General features: G+C 54.2%; 2 protein-coding genes. Both read left to right on the top strand.

Features of this window, described 5'->3' with window-relative positions; genetic code table 11:
* The first annotated feature begins 87 nt into the window (after positions 1-87).
* Positions 88-12,015: a glycosyl hydrolase family 95 catalytic domain-containing protein gene (locus H8S62_RS02050; RefSeq protein WP_186918322.1), complete on the top strand. Its 11,928-nt coding sequence runs from the start codon at positions 88-90 to the stop codon at positions 12,013-12,015.
* A gap of 290 nt (positions 12,016-12,305) precedes the next feature.
* Positions 12,306-21,440, top strand: coding sequence for an endo-alpha-N-acetylgalactosaminidase family protein (locus tag H8S62_RS02045; RefSeq protein ID WP_186918321.1), 9,135 nt, complete (start codon positions 12,306-12,308; stop codon positions 21,438-21,440).
* Positions 21,441-21,559: the final 119 nt, after the last annotated feature.

Below are 21,559 nucleotides of genomic sequence, written 5' to 3'. Positions count from 1 at the left end.
ATAGTACATAAATTATACGACATTGCTGGAATGAGACGTTTATAATGGTTTTAGACCCGAAGGTCAATAAAGGCAGGAGGGACCCATATGAGTCGAGAAAGAGTGATCCGACCCTTGGCACTGTTCCTGGCATTTGTGATGTGCATCAGTATGCTGCCAGTATCCGCCATGACGCAGGAGTACAAAGACGAATTAATTGTTCCCGCCGATGAATTAGCCAGATCAAGCACTCTGATCACACCTGAGGAAGTAATCGCCGGATCGACGTATCCAAGCTCTGCCCATATAGAGACAAAGAACTTGATTGATGGCAGCGGGATGTCGGACGATAGTCTTACGGCAACGTGCAGTAACAGCAAGACAGATGGGAGTCATTGGCATACGGATGTTAACCCAGGCGCCAACGCTTGGGTACAGGTGGATTTGGGCCAAGTTTACGAACTGGAAGAGTTGTGGGTCTGGAACATGAACCAGGCTGAGGCGAATGGCCGCGGCTTTAAAAACGTGAAAATTGAATACTCTGAGACAGGAGTGAACGGGAGTTGGACCGCGCTCGTGAAGCCTGCCGATATGCCCTTTACAGACGGGAGTAGCGACTACCCATTTCAGTTTGCCCAAGCCAGCGGGCAGGAGGGCCAAGCCGCCACCAACCTGAATGACGGCAGCAATACTCCGGTCAACTTTGGTGGTGCCAGTGCCAGGTATGTCAAACTTACCGCCGACCCCGACGGTGTCAGCGGCACCTGGGGAAATGACGGCTACTACGGTCTCTCTGAGTTGCGTTTTACTGGGCGGCCCACATCTGGAGTAGAACTTAATATAGTAACCTACGCTTTGGAGAACTTGGTGAAAGACCAAAATGTTCCCACCGCCATAGCGGAGGGAGAGACGCTAGAATTCACTCTTTCCACACCTCCTGGGTATAATTTGCCCGAGACAGTTGAGATTGTTATGGACGGGATCACGCTTGTGGCCCCGACAGATTATACTTATGACAATGCCACCGGCGCGATTAATGTGCCCAGCATCAAGGGCGATGTAGTCATCACTGCTTCCGGTGTGGGAGAAGCGACCCCACCGGTGGATGCCGGAGTTTGGAAGATGCAGAAGTTTGGTGGAGACGCAGACATCGAAATAAAAGAAGGGTGGATTGTCCCGGACAGTGAGGGCGTAGGCTTTAGCATCGACTATGGCGCAGTCTATCAGGACAACGACGGAAGTGTGGCGATTTATGACAGCACGGCGCCCACTTACCGGGACAGTATCCTGGAGCTGGATTTTACTGTAACCGGAGAAACCGGGGAAAAAATTCAAACAGCCTTTTTCCCCCGGTTCAAGAGCGGCAAAAACTGCACCGGCTTTGCTGTCGGCGAGCCCGCGCAGATCCAGCATAGCTATCAGGTTAACGGTAATGAGGGGTGGCCGGGTGTATCCAACGAGTTGGCAATGTCCTTTGCCGTTGGCACGACCTATCATCTAAAGTTTATTACGATCGGGAATAGCATGGCCGTCTATGTCGGTTCGGGGGCGGAGCAGAAAAGGCTTACGACTTTTAACACCGCAAGCGAGATTGATGAAGGCGGCTATGGTTTTCGCATCTGGGGACAGGTTACGGATAAGACGGTCCATATTGCCAATATCGTTCGTAGTGAATATATCCAATCTGCCCTTGGCAAAAATGAAGTGGTCATCAAAACTGAGGACTGGGGTACGGGCGATGTGACCATCCCGTTGACGCTTGGCGCAGGAGACAGCGTAAAGAGCATCACCAATGGTATGGAGGAACTGACACTTTCCACCGACTACATCGTGTCGGATGACAGTATTACCCTGAACAAGAGTTACATTGCAAGCGTCAGCAATAGTTTTACCCTCAAAGTCGCCTTTACTAAGGGCAGCGAGACCGCTTTTGCAGTGACCAAACTGGAAAATACCCGTACCGAGTATGTCTGGACGCCCGATAAGGGCGCTGATGAGTGGACAAAGCTCTTCGGCAAAGGAACTTTTGTGATGACCGAGGATAGCGGTGCCATGCATATCACCGGCAACGTGGCCCTAATGAACGTCAACTTCCCCCTGACACGTGACGGAGAGGTTGAGATTACCCTTCAGGCGCTCAATGATGACTTCCAGGCGGGCATACTCTTCCGGGGAGAATCTGTCGGAAACACTTGGCAGGGCGTTCAGCATGATGATGATTACGCTTTGATGAAGTGGTTCTTCAAAAATAACGATGGAATCAATACACAAATCCATGGCGACGGCAGTTTCTCACTCTCCCGCGCTGGCGAGGCGGACACCAAGCTGAAGGCCCGCATACAGGGTGACACGGTAACAATTTGGATTGACGATCAGTTTATGTACACCGGAACGGTTTCCCAAGCCAATGCTTCGCTGGGGAGAATGGGCCTGCTCACAGGCAACAATTGTGAGATATTGGTGAAGAAGGTCATCTTCCGAACGGTGCTGCCTACCCTGTTGGAAGCGGATGACAGCGATACAACCACGATAGCGAAGGGCGGCCTGACGGTCAGCCTTGCCTCTGATTTCCCCCGCGTTAAGGAGTATGCACTAAATGGCAAGATCCTGAAGGGAACAGAGTTCAAGCACAACTATGTAACGATTAACACAGTGGACTATCCTGCCGCGGCTACAGCCACAGTCACATCAGACAGTGTTACCTACCACATTGTTCCTGATGGCAGTGAAGTTACCTTTGACGTGTCCTTTACTGTACTGGATGGCAATGTGCTGGATATGCATATTAAGAACATCTCAGAGCCGGATGGTGAGCTGGTCTATTCCCTAGGCTTGCCCAATCAGCCTTTGATTTCCGCCAATAGCACACAGACAGGCGCAAAGCTGGATGCCGCAGGTTTCCAGGAGAGTTTTGGATCATTCCATCAGTCGAAGCTGGGCGAAAGTCACTATACCATCTCTGAAGATAAAGTATCGAAAACGGCGGACACAGTAGCAACTATTCCGGTGATTACTACGAGCGAACTCTCCGCCTCTATGGCGAACAACGTCTTGCTCAACATACAGGAGTTCAAGTTCCGAGCCTTTGACCTGCCAGGCGGCGGTGTGAGCGCAGGTTTCTGGAACAATGAGTTTATGTATCGCGGCCTGGATGGGGAAAAGATTTTTCCGATTGCTTCTGAGCCTGAAGAGCCCGATCTCTACTGCAAGGTCGTCCTCACAGAGGACACCAATGAAGACGATATACTGGACTGGCAGGATGGTGCAAATGCCCTCAAAACTATCATCAGCGATAAAATTCCCGGTGGCGATCAAGCTGCCCGCAGCTTCTTTGAAGTGGGTTATAACTTTGTCAGTGAGGCCCAGCAACCTTTTCTGCAGGTAGAGGATAACCTAAAACGTATGTCCAACCTCATTGACGGTTTTGATCAGATTCTGGTGCTTAAGGGCTATGCCAACGAAGGCCACGACTCTGCCCACGCCGATTATGATGACATTAACAAGAGAGCCGGTGGAGCAAAGGATTTGTCGGTGATGAGCGAGGCTATTGAGGAGATTAATTCTACGTTTGGCGTTCACATCAATCACACTGAAGCCTATCCCGAGGCCGCCATGTACAACGATCATGTGATCTCCAACAAGAACGCCTGGGCCTGGATGGATCAGTCCAAGAACATCCGCCGTGAAGCTGATATTCTAAATACCAACGAAGGCCAGAGTACCATGGATGAGCGCCTGGACTCCATGTTTGCTAAGGCCTCCAACAATGGCACGACACCTGGTATCGGTTTTGTCTATGTGGATACTTATACGGATGACCGTTGGTGCGAGACCCGGTTGGCGGATGCTCTGATTCGCAACGGGGCAATGATTGGTACCGAAAACCAGAATGATTTTGACCGCTACAACAACTGGGTCCATTGGCCGGAGATCAGCGCTACGGGAATGCACCACTTCGTCTACAACACCCAGAAGGACGTCTACAATAACAGCGGCCTCTACTGGGGTGGCTATGGCCGTTCCGCTTCCTTTATGTCCTGGCAGCACAACACCAGCATAAACCCTGTTGTGGAGCAGTTCTATACCAACCAACTTCCCCAGAAATACCTTATGTGCCACGATGTACGCAAACAGACCGATGGCGAGGCATTCTTTGCGGGAAATGTCCGCACAACCAGCGACTATAAGATATATAAGGATGAACATCTGATTGCCGGTGATGGGAAAATTTTTATTCCTTGGTTTGCCAAGGACAGCACCACCCGAAACCCCGATGAAGCCGCTAAGATATATCACTGGAACTCCGCCGGTGGCAGCAGTACCTGGTATTTGCCCGCATCCTGGAGCAACCAGGCTACTGTACAACTCTATCAGCTTACCCAGACTGGGAAGGTGCTGGTAGATGGTGCATTGGCTGTTACGAGCGGTCAAATTACCATAGATGCCCAGTCTAAGACCCCTTATGTGGTCTATCCGGGTAGCGCAACCGTGGATCTCAGCGCCACTGACTGGAGCGTAGGCAGCTCAATTAAGGATACCGGCTTCAACAGCCGTGATTTCTCTATCTGGCAGGACTCTGGGGAGGCCGACATTCAGTTTAACGACAACGGCGACGGTGTGTCCATCCTCACCATCAGCGGCACAGAAGCCGGCCAGATTTCCCAGACCATGACCGGCCTGACCCCCGGCCAGAAATACCGCGCCATAATATGGGCGGGCTCCGAGAACGGCAAGACCGCCCGCATTACTGTGAAGGATGGCGATAAGGTCTACAGCAACTATGTGGATCAGACCGTCCGCGCCAATAACTGTTTTGATACTTACGCCAGAAATATGCGGGTGGATCGCTTGTGGGTGGACTTTACTGCCACAGAAACTACCGCGGAAATCGTCCTCTCGGCTGATGCCTGTGAAAATGCAACCGGAAAAGCGACCTTTATGCAGAGCCGTATCGTGGAGACAGCCGATCCGGGCTTCCCCACCAGCGACCCGACTAAAAACTACGCAGCCTATGAGACCTTTGAGTACGTCGAGCAGGGCGGCACTGGCGTCTTCACTCCTGAGGGCGGCGGTGACGGCGGTTACCACCTCTCCGGGAGCCATCCCCCTTACACCGACGACGCGATTGCCACAGGTCCTAATGGGGAAGTAAGCACCTTTTCCCTTAAGAAGCAAGGGGGCCAGATGCGTACCCGCCCCTCTACGATGAGGCTGATGCCTAATACGGAATACACGCTGGAGCTCGACGCTCTGGGCAGCGGCACGGTGGAGATCGTATCCGAGGCAGATGGGAACGACAAGCCCATGCGGGAAAATTTCTCTAAGGGCCATACGAAACTTAACTTTACCACTGGTGACAAGCTGGACTACATCGCCCGAATTGAGGGCGGCTTTGTCATTGATAACTTCCAGGTTTACAGCGTGGCAGACCCAACGCCGCCAACAACTCCTACCCTGACGGCGGAACCGGCCGACGACGGCACCAGCGTGACGTTGAATTGGACTGCCGCTACAGATGAGGACAGCGGAATATCCGGGTATATAGTCTACCGCAATGGCATTCAAATTGCGCGGGTCGGAACTGTTGTTACCTATACCGATGTAGATGTACAAGCCAATACCACATACTCCTATGAGGTTTCCGCCGTTAACAGCGGAAATACGGAGGGGAGTAAGTCCGATGTTGCCAAGGTAGAAATCGGCGATGATACCACTGCACCCAAACTGCTGAGCAGCGAGTTAAAAAACGGTAATATTATTCTGACCTTTAATGAGCGGCTGGACAAAGAAAGCGCCGAGGCGCTTACCAACTACACCTTCTCTGGAGCAGTAAACGCAGTTACTGCAATAGCGAGCGGAAAGATGGTCACGCTGACCATCACCGGTATGGGTGCGGCAGAGACCGTAACGCTGACAATTTCCGGTGTCAAGGATCTGTCGGGGAACCCCACAGACGGTGTAGAGGTCACACTCTCTTATCTGTTCCATTATTTCAAGTTCGATGAGACCGAGGGGCTAACCGCAGTGGACAGCGCCGGACATGAGAATGCTGTCAAGGCCGATACCGTCAAGGTAACTGACGGTAAGACGGGCAAGGCCGCTCAATTTTCGGCTAACGGCTATGCGGACGTCTCCGGAGCAGGGCTTGTGGATCAGAACACCTTTACGCTCTCGGCCTGGATCAAGTGGGATGGAAAGACTGGCGAATCTCAAACAATCTTTTCCAACGGCGCATCCGGCGATCCCAGCAGTCACGGAATCTGGTTCCATATACGCAATGATAGCAGACTGTGGGCCTCCAGCAACCAGTGCGGCGACCTGAACAGCGGCGATAAGACAATCCCGGTTGGAGAATGGGTTCATGTTGCCGCTGTCCGCAGAAGTGATGGAAATGACCTGTACCTAAATGGTGAAAAGGTCGCCTCCAACAACGTCCCTGACGATATGAGCGGTTATAACAGCAAGCTCCGCATTGGCGGCAACTATAACACATCAAACAGCCTGCTTCATAAGTTTAAGGGAGCTATCGACGAGTTCAAAATTTATACTTCCGCCCTCTCCGAGGCGGAAGTGCGTGCCCTCGCTAAAGAGGGGATGCCCCCTCAGATTATCGACACAGACTTGACCGCTGTTCAGAGCGCCGGCCGTGCTATGTCCGCTCGGGTGGATTTCAACGGCGCAGGAGTGACCAGTATTAAAGATGACGGCTCCGAGTTAGTCTTGGGGCAGGACTACAGCGCCTCCAACACCGCCGTGACCTTTACAGGGGCCTATCTAAATACTCTGGTGATCGGTGTGCATACTCTGACGGTGACCTTTGACGACGCGGCAGCCACCACAGGCTCTATTGTCATTACTGTGGAGGCGGTAAGGCCCGGTGTGCATCTGAATCAGCGGTTTGTTCGACTGGAGGAGGACACAACAACCCAGCTTAAAGCAGATGTTGTCCCTGTTGGTGGCGATATTATTTGGTCCACCAGTGACTCGGCGGTGGCCGAGGTAGACGGGGATGGCCTGATTACCGCCAAGGCGCCCGGTACCGCGGTCGTCACCGCAGCATCTGGCAGTGCCTGTGCCAACTGCACCGTTGTGGTGGACGGTTACCTGCGTACCTGGTACACCAAGCCTGCCAACGACTGGGCTCGTGAGGCCCTGCCCATCGGCAACGGCAACTTGGGCGGCATGGTGTTCGGCAAGACCGATAAAGAGCAGATTCAGGTGAATGAGATCACACTCTGGAGTAAGGGCAACGGCTATCAAGGCGGGAACGTTGAGGGTGCCTGGAAGAATCTGAAGGACATACAGAACGCCATGTTTGAACGGGTGGATGGAGACTACTCCGGCATCAATGTCGGCGGTATTCTGGGCAATCAGGCCGGCTGCGGCGCCTATCAGACTCTGGGCGACATCTATCTGGACTTTGACGGCGCCGCCCGCACCGCTACGCCTGAGAACTACCTCCGGGAGCTGGATCTTCAGGATGGTATGGTTCGTGTATCCTATGAAAACAGCGGCATCCACTTTGCCCGCGAATACATGGCCAGCTATCCCGGTAACGTAATGGCCATTCGCTTGACTGCTGATCAGGAAAACACGCTGAGCTTCACGCTGGATTATGATCCCGGTAGCGGAAGAACCGCCATTACCGACAAGGCCGAGGGAGACTCCGTCCTTTATCAGGGCAAGGTGACCGCTGGCGGAATGGCCTTTGCCGTGCAGTTAAAGGTCGTGGCTCCAGATGCGGACATTATCTGCAATAACGACGGCACTATCACTGTGAAAGACGGCGAGGACGTGCTTATCCTCATGTCTGCGGGTACCAACTACGACATTACCGAGAGCAACAACATCAAAAATATCGCTGATTTTCAGACCGCAGATGGAGACTATCTGAACAACAATGATCCTGACGGCGCTGCAGCTGCGCAGACAGTAGCGGATCGACTTAATGCTGCCGCCCAAAAGGGCTTTACTGCTCTGCTAAAGGCTCATTTGGACGATTATCAGGAAATCATGGGTCGCGTGAGCTTGGATTTGGGCGATAAAGACAAGGCGAGCCTGCCCACTGACGAGCTGCTTACTTCATACAAACAGGAGCGCAGCGCCTATGCGGAGACCTTGCTGTTCCAGTTCGGCCGATATTTGTTGCTGTCCTCCTCCAGGGATTCTCTGCCGGCCAATCTGCAGGGCATCTGGAACAACAGCAACAACCCCGGATGGAACTCTGACTACCACTTCAATGTAAACCTTCAGATGAACTATTGGCCGGCCTTTGTCACAAATATGTCTGAGACCGGCATGCCGCTTGTGAATTACATGGATTCCCTCCGTAAGCCCGGCAACGTAACCGCCAGAGAGCATTTTGGTGTTGAGAAGGGATGGGTGGTCAACACAGAGGCAAATCCCTTTGGCAAGACCGCGCCCGGCAATGATTTCTCCTGGGGCTTTACCCCCGGCAGCGGCGCGTGGACCTGTCAGAATCTGTGGGATTACTACTTGTACACCCAAGATCCCGAGGTATTGGAGGCCATCTATCCCATCCTTAAGGAAGGTGCGGAGTTCTGGCTGGGTTATCTGGTAGAGGATCCCCGCACCCGTGTGGACGGCATAGAGGGCACAGGTGAACTGGTGACGGCCCCCGGCGGTTCCTCCGAGCACGGTCCAATCGGCGTAGGCACCACCTATGATATGTCCCTTGCATACATGGAGATGAGTTATACCGTGGAGGCGGCCAAGCTACTTGGTCGTGATGCGGAGCTTCAAGTACAGATTGAGGCGGCTCTGCCCCGTATGCATCCCTTCTGGATCGGCGCCGACGGCCAATTGAAGGAGTGGCGCGAGGAGTCTGGCTACAGCAGTATGCCCGGAACGGATCCGCTTCATCGGCATCTGTCTCACCTTCTTGGCATGCACCCCGGCAATCTGATCTCCAAAGAAAACAGCAGTTTCTCCGAATATTATGACGCCGCTGTCCGGGCGCTGGAACTGCGTGACGACGGCAGCAGCTCCGTGGGTTGGAGTATGGCGCAGAAGGGCAATATCTTTGCCCGCGTGGGCAACGGTGAAATGGCGCTGCATCACATGAATCTGTTGCTGACCAGGGGGCTGGGGAACAATTTGCTGGACATTTATGTCCATCCCGGCTGGGGAGATATTTTCCAGGTGGAGGCCAATATGGGCTATACCGCCGGCGTGGCTGAAATGCTGATACAGAGCCACCAAGGCTACATACAGCCCCTGCCTGCCTTGCCTGAAGAATGGGCGGACGGCTCCTACACCGGGCTTGTGGCTCGTGGCAATTTCGAGACAGATGCCGTCTGGGCGGATGGCTCCCTGACCGACTTCACCATTCGCTCCGGCAGCGGTGGGGAGTGCGTGGTGCGTTATCCCAACATCTCCAAGGCGACCCTGACAGGTGCAGACTTCACTGTGGTGGATGCAAATACTGTGAAGTTCAACACCGTGAAGGATGGCGAATACACCTTCATCAATATCCCCGCATATAAGCCGGTGCGTGAGATTACCGTCGCCTCTCCCAGCGGTGTGACCCTGCTGGAGCAGGCAGGCCAAACCATTCAGTTGACCGCCGAGGTAGCCCCTGTAGACGCTTCCGACCTGGGTGTAACCTGGAAGGCCACCAAGTTGAATGGTACGCCCACGCAGTCTGTTGTCATCGATCAGAACGGCCTGCTGACCGCCATGGAAACGCTGGCCAGGGAGACCGTCAAAGTTACCGCTGTCGCGAAGGACGGCTCCGCTACCAAGGGAGAAATTCTGATCATGGTGGTCACGGATCGTACGGCTGGAGAGAGCAAAAATGTGGTACTCAGCCAGCCTGTGACCATGACCGGTGCAGAAATCTATGGCCGCCCTGACCTCAAGTTGGAGCATGTTAACGACGGCAACCTGAGTACTCGTATGGCAATTGCGGGCGACGGACAGACCAATGCGGATATCGTATTCGAGTTCGAGTTAGACGGTGCCAAGGTCATCGACAGAGTAGACCTCTATGAGTATTTGGACCGTAATTGGGGCACCAACGGACGCATTGATAAGCTCACGGTTGAAATCCCTGAGGGGGATAACTGGAAACTCGTCGCCGCCAAGGAGACTCCCGATGATGGGTCGGGCAATGGTAGTCGGCTGCTTAGCATCACCTTTGACCCCGTTACTGCAGACGTGGTGCGCGTTATTGCAACAGACAACGACCTGTCCAGCCCCACCATATGGGAGGTTGAGGTGTACGGTACCGAACTGGCCACCAAGCCCGCCAATAAGGCCGTACTGATATCCAAGCTGAAAGAGTCCGCCTCTCTGACGGAGGAGGACTTCAACGGGGTAACGGGCGGTTGGAGCAACTACGTCAAGGCCCGTACTGATGCGATAGCGGCTGCCAATAATCCTGCCGTGACGCAGAAGCAGGTAGATGACGTACTGTCTGCCCTGACCGAGGCAATTGAGGCTGGCGAGCAGCCTCCTGTACATGACCATACCCTGACCCATCACGCCGCCGTGGCTGCCACCTGCACTACGGCGGGCAATGTGGAATATTGGCAGTGCACTGGCTGTGCAAAGCGGTTTAGCGACGAGAACGGCAATAACGAAATCACCGTGATTGAGGTTCCTGCGCTGGGCCACGCATATGGTGAGTGGAGTGTGACCACACCCGCGACCTGCACCGCCAAGGGTGTGGAGACCCGTACCTGTGCAAATGACACTACCCATCAGGAAATCCGGGACATTCCCATGCTGAAGCACGCCTATGTTTGGAAGCATGATGATGTTCAGCACTGGAAGCTCTGCACTGTGGGCAGCGAGATTGATGAGAGCACTCGCGCCATTCACATCTGGGAGCTGAACAAGGATGCCTCTGCTGAGATTGAGGACCACTATGACTGCCTGTGCGGCGCAGTCAAGGTGGTGGATAAGGCGGCACTCAGCGAGGCGATTCTGGCAGTAAAGGAGGACCGGAAGGATATCGTCGTGAACGACGGCACACCCTTCGATGTACCCTACGGCACTAAATTTGTGAGCGCGGAGACCATGGCGGTCCTGGATACGGCGATTGCTGCTGCCGAGACAGCGATGAACACCGTCGAGAGCGATGCCGAGGTAACTGCGGCTGTGGAGGCACTGAATGCTGCGGCCACTGTGTTTACCTCCGCTATTCAGACCGGCAGCTATCTACCGCCCTACACGCCTCCTAACGGCAAGACCGACAAGGAGACTGTCAAGAACGAGGACGGATCCACTATCACTACGGTGACCGACAAAAAGACCGGGGACAAGATCATCACTACTACCTACCCCGATGGCTCCAAGGTGGTTACCACCGCGCCTAAGGACGGGGAGGCCGTTTCTAAGGTCACCGTGCCCGCAGGCAAGACCAGCATTGTGACGATACCCGACACAGGCAATGTGCCCGTCATCATGAACGAGGACGGCACCGAGGACATCATTGAGTTCTCCATTGTCTGCGAAGACGGCGTCAAATTCCTGGCCGATAAGAATATGACCGTAAAGGTCATCGACAACAGCAAGACCTTTGCCGATGTGGCTGTTAGCCACTGGGCCGCCGACTCCGTCCAGTTCGTCGCCAGCCGCGAGCTCTTTACCGGCACTGGCAACGATGTCTTTGACCCCATGGGTGCCATGACCCGAGCCATGCTGGTTACCGTTCTTGCCCGCTTGGACGGTCAGGACACTGAGGGCGGCGAGACGTGGTACAGTAAAGCCATGAACTGGGGCGTGAAGACCGGCGTGACTGACGGCACCGCTCCAGAGTCCAACATTACCCGTGAACAGCTGGCCGTGATGCTCTACCGTTATGCCAAGGCGGAGAAGACCCAGGCCGACCTGAGCGGATTTGCCGACAGCGGCAGCATCTCCGATTGGGCGTCGGATGCTATGAACTGGGCGGTCGTTGAGGGCATCATCACTGGGAAGACCGGCGGTAAGCTGGACCCCTCCGGCCTTGCCTCCCGCGCAGAAGTTGCTGCTATGCTCCAGCGCTTCATTGAGAGCATCCTTAAATAAGCGTTCTTCCTTCTTCCTTCGGGGCCGTCCGCCATCATTTGGCGGGCGGCCTTACTTTATCTACAGTAACCAGGCCTAGTCCTAAACTATATATAGACACAATGTGGTGGTTAAAGCATGAATTTAAGTCAAAAATTTACCACTCATACGGAGATACGGAAAAGACGTTTGATGACTTCTATATTTCAAACAAAACCTTAAAAATAGTACAAAAATTATACGACATTGCTGGAATGTGAGGTTTATAATAGTTATAGACCATGAGGTCAATTAATGCAGGAGGGACCTATATGAGACGAGAAAGAGTGATACGACCCTTGGCACTTTTCCTGGCATTTGTGATGTGCATCAGTATGCTGCCAATGGAGGCGCTGGCGGAGGATGCGCAATTGGTGGCGCCACCAATTGTTTCTTCTGATTTGTTAGAAGAAACAATACCTCTCAAAGATGAGGATGTATTACCTGAACCAGTTCATTACTATAAGTTTGATGAAGCCGCCGATGAGGCTGCCGTGGACAGCGGCAGCCTCAAGGCCGACGGCATCAAGAATGGTTCCATTGGCTCTGTCGCCGGCAAGGCTGGTTCCGCAGCCAGCTTTGGCGGCAATGGCAATATTGATGTAGACAGCACTGCGCTCAATGGGGAGCGGTTTAGTGTCACCGCCTGGGTCAACTGGAGCGCGGAGACTGCCCCCGATAAGGGCAATGTCAATACCATCGTGGCATCCTCAACTTCCGGCGTGCCCAGTGCAAAGCCTGGCCTCCTGCTTTATGTGCTTGGTAGCGGTGATGGAACCATAAAAGCCGGCGATCCTGTGGGCACAGAGATGGGAGGCACCGCCAAGGTTGCAAAGAACGGCTGGAGCCATGTGGCCTTTGTTAAGGACGGCTCCAATGTAACGATTTATGTCAATGGTGTTGAAGATGTAACAAATACGACGTCCGTCACTGGCACCGCTGACTATGGACTGCGCATCGGCGGCAATAATAATACTGAGAACCACAACTTCTTCGGCGCCATTGACGAGCTGAAGATTTTTGACCAGGCTCTGTCCGTTGAGCAGATCGCCGAGGCAATGAAAGTGCCCGACACGCCCGTGGATACCTCCTGCTTTGTGGAGGAAGGGGTAACGATCTCCTATGAGGACTGGTGCAAAGCGGTGGTAATGGAGATTCCCGTTACCTATGCAATGCTTGATGGCAAGGCTGACACGATTGTAACGCTAAAGGCCAATAATTTCACTGAGACCAAGTGGACTCAAGATGCAGCGGGAAGCATCCTTGTGCTGCAGACGGATTTTTGGGGACCCTATGGGACTCTGGACGAAATTGTGTTGGAGGCCACATTTGAGAGCGGCGCAACGGATACATACACCATTACCCGTGGGGAGAAGCCTGTCGGGCTGAGCGGCTGGGTATTCCAGAAGGACGGCACCACTGAGCCCGTCACACCTGAAGAGGGCTGGCTCACCACCACGGAAGACGGCAGAATTATCATCAACCACAGTAAGATGATTGTGGATGCTAATCATCAGCCTTGGGTCCTCTACAACGCGGATTCCAAGGAATATACCAATAGCACGCTGGAATTCGATGTTACCTTCAGCAACCCCGACGGCAACCAGGTGGGCTTTATCAATTTTGCCCCTGCCAAGGTAATCAATGGCCAGAACTACGAGGGGTTTGGCTTTGATACGCAGGGCTCCCTCAAGCGTTACGGACACTCGTCCGCCGGTGAGACCTATGGTGATTTGGGCAACCAGTCTGGCATTGGCAAGTTTGAGTACGATACAAAATATCACCTGCGCATGGTAATTGAGGACAACCATTACACCGCCTATATCACTGCTCCTGACGGTGAGGAAAAGGTTCTGGCGAGCTTCGATGGCGTTCTCGGACTGGAAGAAGGTCACTACGGATTCCGTATTTGGCGCGGCGGTAAGACCATTACCCTTGAGAACATCGTGTACAAGGAAATCGCCAAGTCTGGTTTGGGACAGGGTTCCGTTCAGGTGGACGCGAGTAAGTGGGGTCAGACCGATGTTACCGTCCCCATCGCCATTTCGGACGGGGACGGCGTGGTCTCTGTTGCCTCAGACGGTGCCACACTGGAGGAAACTGATTATACGATTGATGCCGAAGCGGGCACCTTTACCCTAAAAGCTGCCTATGTTGAGAGCCATGAGAGCAGCTTCCCGGTGAAGATCATCTTCCAGCTTGGCAACGAGTCCACCCTGTGGGTGGTCAAACACCAAACCGGTGTTGTTCAGGAGTACATCTGGACCCCCGATAAAGGCATTGACGAGTGGGTGAAGCTGGGCGGTAATGGCCTTGTGGAGATAAACGAGGCGGGTGACGCCATGCACCTGAAGGGAAACCTACAGTTGGTGAACAGTCTGGCCCCCACCGTGATGAATGGCGAAATTGAAATTGTCTTCCAAATTCTCAATGACGCGAACCCCACCGCCCCGGGCGCGCTTTTCCGCACAGATATGGCGGAAAAGACCTGGCAAGCCATCCTCTCCGAGCGTCACATCAACGGCGAGGCCATTTGGGATATCAAAACCGAGAATGGCGCAAACCAAATTATCTGGGACGGCAACAAAATGATCTCCCGCGAGAGCGTGGAGTTTCAAGATGTCAACGGCGATATGAAAGTCAAGGACATCAAGGTCAAGGTGCGCTACATTGGTGACTCGATCACCCTTTGGATTGACGATCAGTTCGTCCACACCGAGCCTCGGAGTGAAGCCAAGTCCACCCTGGGCGGCATGGGACTCTATCTCGGCATTAACGGCGATGTGGACATCAAGCGGGTTGAGTTCCGTGAGGTGCTTCCCTTTGAGGAACCCGTCAGCGAAGCCCCCGCCAACAGGACCATTACTGCGGATGGCCTCACTGTCCAGTTGGCCGGAGATTTCCCGCGGGTCATTGACTATACGCTGAACGGTAAGGTGATGAAGGGCGCGGAGAGGCGCTACAATTACGTCACCATCAATGCGACCGATTACCCTGCAACCGCTGTTGTTGTTGAGAACGAGACCACCGCAAATTCTATTACTTACCATGTTACCCCTAAGGCTGCCGAAGGTCTGGAACAGACCAATGTAGAGTTTGATGTGAAGTTTACTGTGCTGGATGACCAGATTCTGGAAATGCTTTTTCTCAACATTGACGAGCCCACTGACGAGGACGGCAAGGTGACTGAGGTCGTCTTTGGCATCGGTCTGCCCCAGCAACCCATGTTCTCCGCCAGCAGCGATGAGGTAGGTTCCACACTAAATATGGCATTTATCAATAAGAACTCTCGTTGCTATCAGGACCGCAACATAAATATCCCTGAAAAGAATGTTTCCACCACCGCGACCTTGGGGGTGACCCTCCCCATTCTCTCCAACGGCCAGCTTTCTGCCTCTATGTTTAACAATGTCATGATTGGCGGCGACGAGTTTATTTACCGTGGCTTCGAGCTGGATAACGACGAAGTGAGCGTCGGCGTTTGGAACACCGAGTTTGTGTATCGTGGTCTGGACGAGAAGAAAATGATGCCCTTTCCCTCCGAGCCTGACGAAACCGAGCTTTACTGTCGTGTGGTCATCACCGAAGACAACAACGGCGATGGAAAAGTCAACTGGCAGGACGGCGGAAACGCACTCAGAAAAGTAGTCGGCGGCATTACCCCTGGCGACGAGCAGGCCGCCCGCAGCTTCTTCCATGTTGGCTACAACTTCTCCAGTGGCGTGCAGCAGCCTTTCCTTCAGGTTGCCGACAATATGAAGCGTCTTAGTAACTATATAGACGGCTTTAGCCAGCAGCTTATCTTCAAGGGCTACGCCAACGAAGGTCATGACTCCGGACACGCTGACTTTGAGGATGTTAACCGCCGTGCCGGTGGCGCAGACGATATGAATATCGCCATCGCCGAGGCCGATAAGCTCAACTCCAATTTCGGCATCCATATCAACCACCACGAGGCCTATCCAGAGGCTAAGATGTTCAATCCCCATGTCATTAGTGACCTGAATACCTGGTATTGGATGGACCAGGCTAGAGTTATCCGCCGCGAGGTGGACTATCTGGAAGGAACCTTTCAACAGCGTATGATTGGCACAGACAATAATCCAGGCCTCTTTAAGAAAACCCCAAACCTGGACTTTGTCTATGTGGACTGCTGGGGCGAGGACCGCTGGGGCGAGAAGCAGCTCATCGGCACCATGATGGAGGGCGGAGCTGAAATTTTCGGCAATGAGAATGCCGCCGACTTTACCCGATTTGGCGTTTGGACACACAGTACCGCCGGCAACAGCAGCGAACTCCATCACTATGTCTACAATAGCCAGAAGGACATCTACGGCGGCAGCCCTGTCTACTGGGGCGGTTACAACCGCGCCGCGTCAATGATGAGCTGGCAGCATAACAACAATATCAATTCGTTGGTGTCTCAGTTCTACACCAACCAGCTCCCCCAGAAGTACCTGATGTGCCATGATATTCTCCGCCTGGAGAATGGCGTCGGCTATTTTACAGACGGCATTACCTCTAGCAATTACATCATTACCAAGGACGGCCGAGAGCTGACCCGCGCTGGACAGATTTTCATTCCCTGGTATGATGAGGATGAGGACATCAAGACCCGCCCCGACCCCGACGATGCTGCTAAGATCTACCACTGGAACAGCAATGGTGGCAACAGCACCTGGACACTGCCCGAGAACTGGAATAATGTAGAGAACGTGTATCTGTATGAGACCACCCAGAACGGCAAGGTGCTGTGTGATACCATCGCTGTCACTGCCGACCATCAGGTCACGATCAACGCCACTGCCAATACCCCCTATGTGGTGTACCCCGCCCCCGCTGAGGCAGATGTTACCGAGTGGAGCGTGGGAAGCCCCCTGAAGGACACCATGTTCAACAGCCGCGACTTCTCGATCTGGCAGAAGAGCGGCGAAGCCGACATCCAGTTCAACGACGACAACAACGGAGTTTCGATCCTCACCATGACCGGCGTCGAGTCTGGACAGGTCTCCCAGGTCATGACCGGCCTGGTGATTGGTCAGAAGTACCGTGTCAAGGTGGACGCAGGCGCCGAAAATGGCAAGACCGCCCGTATCACCGTAAAAGACGGCGACAAGACCTACATGAACTATCTGGAGCAGGTGGGCATGACCAACCAGTACTTTGACGATTATGCGCTGGGCAAGCCTGTCCAGCGTATGTGGGTGGATTTCACCGCCGAGCATGAGGTCGCCGAGGTCATCCTCTCTGCCGATGCGTGCAAGAACGCCAATGGAAAAGTCACCTTCATGCAGAGCCGGATGGTCAAGACTGCGGAGCCGGATCGCTCCGCTGCCTGCGTGGCGGACGAGACCTTCGAGTATGTGGAGCAGGGCGCTTACGGCATCTTTAACCCCGAGTGGGCTTCAGACGGAAACCCCCATCTTTCCGAGACCCATCTGCCTTACACCAGCGACACCATCAACGGCGACTGGTCCCTCAAGGTCAACAGCGCACGCCATGATTCTGTCACTGTGCGTACCAGCCCCGCTACCATGCGTCTGGCTCCCAACACCGCCTACATCATGGAGTTTGATACGCTGGGCAACGGCACAGTCTATATCCAGTCCGAGTCTGACGCAAATGACAAGGTCCTGGAGGAGGGGTTCACAAGGGGGCACAGTATCTTTGTGTTCACTACCGGCGACAAGGCAGACTATATTGTCCGCATTGCAAATGCCGCAACGCTGGATGATTTCCAGGTCTGGCTTGCAGAGGACGATACTGCCCCCGAAGCACCCGCAAACCTGACTGCCACCGCACTGGATGATGACAATGCAGTAAGGCTCACATGGGACGATGCTGTCGACAGTGATGGGCGTATCAAGGGCTATATTGTCTACCGTGACGGCGAGGTGTTGACTACCCTCGGCAATGTGACTACGTATATCGACCGTAATACCGAGGACGAGACAGAATACACCTATGAAGTCTGTGCAGTCAACGCGGCTGATATGAAAAGTGTCAAGTCTACCGCAGTGGTGGTCACCACCAAGGTTCTCCCCCCTGTGGTTATGAAAGCGATCCTCAACAGCAGCACAGATGCCGTCGTGACTTTCAATAAGGCGATGGATAAGACCACTGCTGAGGCTTTGACGAACTATGTCCTGACCGGCGTGGCCAATGCATCCATTACTTCAGCTGCTCTGAGTGCGGACGGTAGAACCGTTAGCCTGACGCTGGATGGTATGACGCTCTTGGACAGAGCTACACTGAAGGTTGTAAATGTAAAGGACGCGTCTGGGCTTGGGACCATCGCCGAGAAGACTTTCACACTCACAATTGTTGAGCACTACTTCAAGCTGGACGAGGCTGCCGACGTCGAGGCAATTGATGAGCTTGGCAAGACCAACGGTGTTAAATCTGCAAATGTTGGTTCTACTTCGGGCAAGAACAATAACGCTGCTAAGTTCAGCGGCGACGGCTATATCGACGTGGACAGTGATGCGCTTTACGCCAGTGATGAGTTCACTGTTTCCGCATGGATTAACTGGGACGGAAGCAGTGGTGTCAATGCTGTCGTAGGTAACGACATCTCTGGCGACGCCCAAAGCCGCGGTATCATCTTCTTTGTAGACGGCAGCAATGGTGTGCTCCGTACCAACTCCAATGCTTGTGCAGTGATTGGCAGCAAGGATAAGCCTGTAACCGCCAATGCTTGGCACCATGTGGCATTTGTCAAGGGAAATGGAAGTGCACAGGTCTACCTGGATGGCGAACTCATCGGCTGTGACGATGTGCAGTTCGGCGTAGAGACACGGGTGCCCTTCCGGATCGGCGGCAGTCAGAAGTCGGGCGGCGGTCTCTCCTATCCGTTCCACGGTGCTATCGACGAAGTTAAGATTTTTTCAGCACCCCTAACTGCAGCTGCAATTGCAGAGCTGGCAGATAAGCAGATTGCCGTAACTCCCACTGCTGTCTTCGATGCCGCGACCATGACACTGAGCAACGTGACCAGCGAAATGAAGTACTCCGTGGACGGCGGCATCAATTGGATGGCCGTGGAAGAGACGCCTATAGACCTGTCCGAAGCAAAGCTTACAGTAGCCGATGGCATTCGGGTAAAACAGCTGGGCGACGGCAGTACCACTGTGGAATCCGCAGTCCAGACTATCACACTGACACAGGCATCCACCCCCATCAGCGTTGGTAAAACCGACTGCACAACGGCGGAAAACAATGACGGAACCATCACGGGTGTGACCTCTGCCATGGAGTATAGGGACAGCACAGCTGCAGGCTGGACCAAGTGCCTTACAACCACGGTCACAGGTCTCTCTCCCGCCTCTTATGAAGTGCGTGTGGCTGGTGAGGGTACTGTCCTGGCCAGCGAGAGCGTTACGCTTATCATTGAGGGCTATCAGCCGCCGGTCCCCAAGGACTACACAGTTACCTTCTTCGCCGATGACAAGATCGTTGGTACAGAGACCGTGGAGGAAGGCGGCACTCTGCCCGTCTCTAAGTTCCCCGCCGTGCCCACCAAGACCGGCCACAACGGCGTATGGGATGTAGCCGAAGACCTCGTGAACATCACCGAAAACAAAACTGTCACGGCAATTTATACCGCACAGACCTACACTGTGACCCTGGACGCTAACGGCGGAGAGCTGGGGAGTAACAGCGTCACCGTCACCTACGGTCAGCCCTATGGTGAGCTGCCAGAACCCACCGCTTATGACGATAGCGTGGCGTTTGATGGCTGGTATACCGCCGCCGTGGGCGGCGAACAGGTAACTGAAGCAACCATAGTCACAACCACCGCAGACCATACGCTCTATGCCCATTGGAGAAATTTGGACACATCTGCCGCACCTGATGCCACGGTCTCCGGGATGCCCGCAAAAATTATTCTCCCCTACGAGGGCGAGGGTATCGAACTGACCGTGACCGCCGGTGGGACCTATACCTATCAGTGGCAGCGCAAAACCGAAAGCGATTGGACCAATCTGGAAAATGAGACCGGCATTGTCTACACGATTCCCGCCGCCGATATCACCTTGGAGAACAGCGGCTGGCAATACCGCTGTGAGGTAACCAATACCGAGGACGGCAAGGCACCCACAACGGCGGTTGGCACCCCGGTGACATTGTATGTAGAACAAGCCGCAGCAACTCCCGTCACCGGCATCACCCTGGACAAGACCGAACTGAGCCTGACAGTGGGCAACAGCGGCACACTTACCGCCGCCGTAATGCCCGACACCGCTACCAACCGGAATGTTGTCTGGGAGAGCAGCGCTGATGAGGTTGCCGCTGTTGACGAGAACGGTCTTGTCACCGCAGTGGAAGAGGGCAACGCGACCATTACCGTTACCACTGAAGACGGAGGCTTTACCGCCACCTGTGAAGTGACTGTGACAAATTACACGCCCCCCTACGTTCCCCCCACGGGCGGCGGCAGCACCACCGAGACTGTGAAAAACGAGGACGGTTCCACCACCAAGACCGTCACCAATAAGACCACCGGCACGGTGACTGAGACCACCACCTATCCCAACGGCGACAAGACCGTGGTGGAGACCAAAAAGGACGGCAACGTGACTGAGACCGTCACCAGGAAGGACGGCTATAAGAGCGAGACCGTTACTAAGCCCGACGGCTCTTTTACCAGCAGCGTGACCGATGCCGGCGGCGTGAAGACAGAGACTGCCGCCACCGCCAAAGGTGAGATTACTGCCAGCGTGACCCTGCCCAAGGACGTTGAGAGTGCCAAAATCACTGTACCTGTGAAGGATGCCGCCCCCGGTATTGTTGCTGTGGCAGTGAACGAGGACGGTACCGAGAGAATCATCAGGACCTCTGTGGTCACTGGGGATGGGCTCAGCTTTATCGCCGAGGGCAATATCAAGGTGAAGGTCATCGACAACAGCAAGACCTTTGCCGATGTGGCTGTAAGCCACTGGGCCGCCGACTCCGTCCAGTTCGTCGCCAGCCGTGAGCTCTTTACCGGCACCGGCAACGATGTCTTTGACCCCATGGGTGACATGACCCGCGCCATGCTGGTTACTGTTCTTGCCCGCTTGGACGGTCAGGACACTGAGGGTGGCGAGACGTGGTACAGTAAAGCCATGGACTGGGGTGTGGAGAACGGTATCACTGACGGCACCAATGCCGAAGTCGGCATTACCCGCGAGCAGCTGGCGGTGATGCTCTATCGATATGCCGGAGCGGAGAAGACCCAGGCCGACCTGAGCGGATTTGCCGACAGCGGCAGCATCTCCGATTGGGCGTCGGATGCTATGAACTGGGCGGTCGCTGAGGGCATCATCACCGGGAAGTCTGGCGGAAAGCTGGACCCCTCCGGCCTCGCCTCCCGCGCAGAAGTGGCTACAATGCTCCAGCGCTTCATTGAGAACACCCTTAAATAAGCTTCCTTTCTTCCTTCGGGGTCGTCCGTCTACTAATGGCGGGCGGCCCCAATTTATTTATTAGGAGTACTAAGCATGAGTCTCAGCCCTATGCTTCTTATTACAAACACGGCATAAGC

The organism is Lawsonibacter faecis, assembly GCF_014287675.1.
GTDB classification, from domain to species: Bacteria; Bacillota; Clostridia; order Oscillospirales; family Oscillospiraceae; genus Pseudoflavonifractor; species Pseudoflavonifractor faecis.
This window is presented reverse-complemented; position numbering and strand designations above follow the sequence as displayed.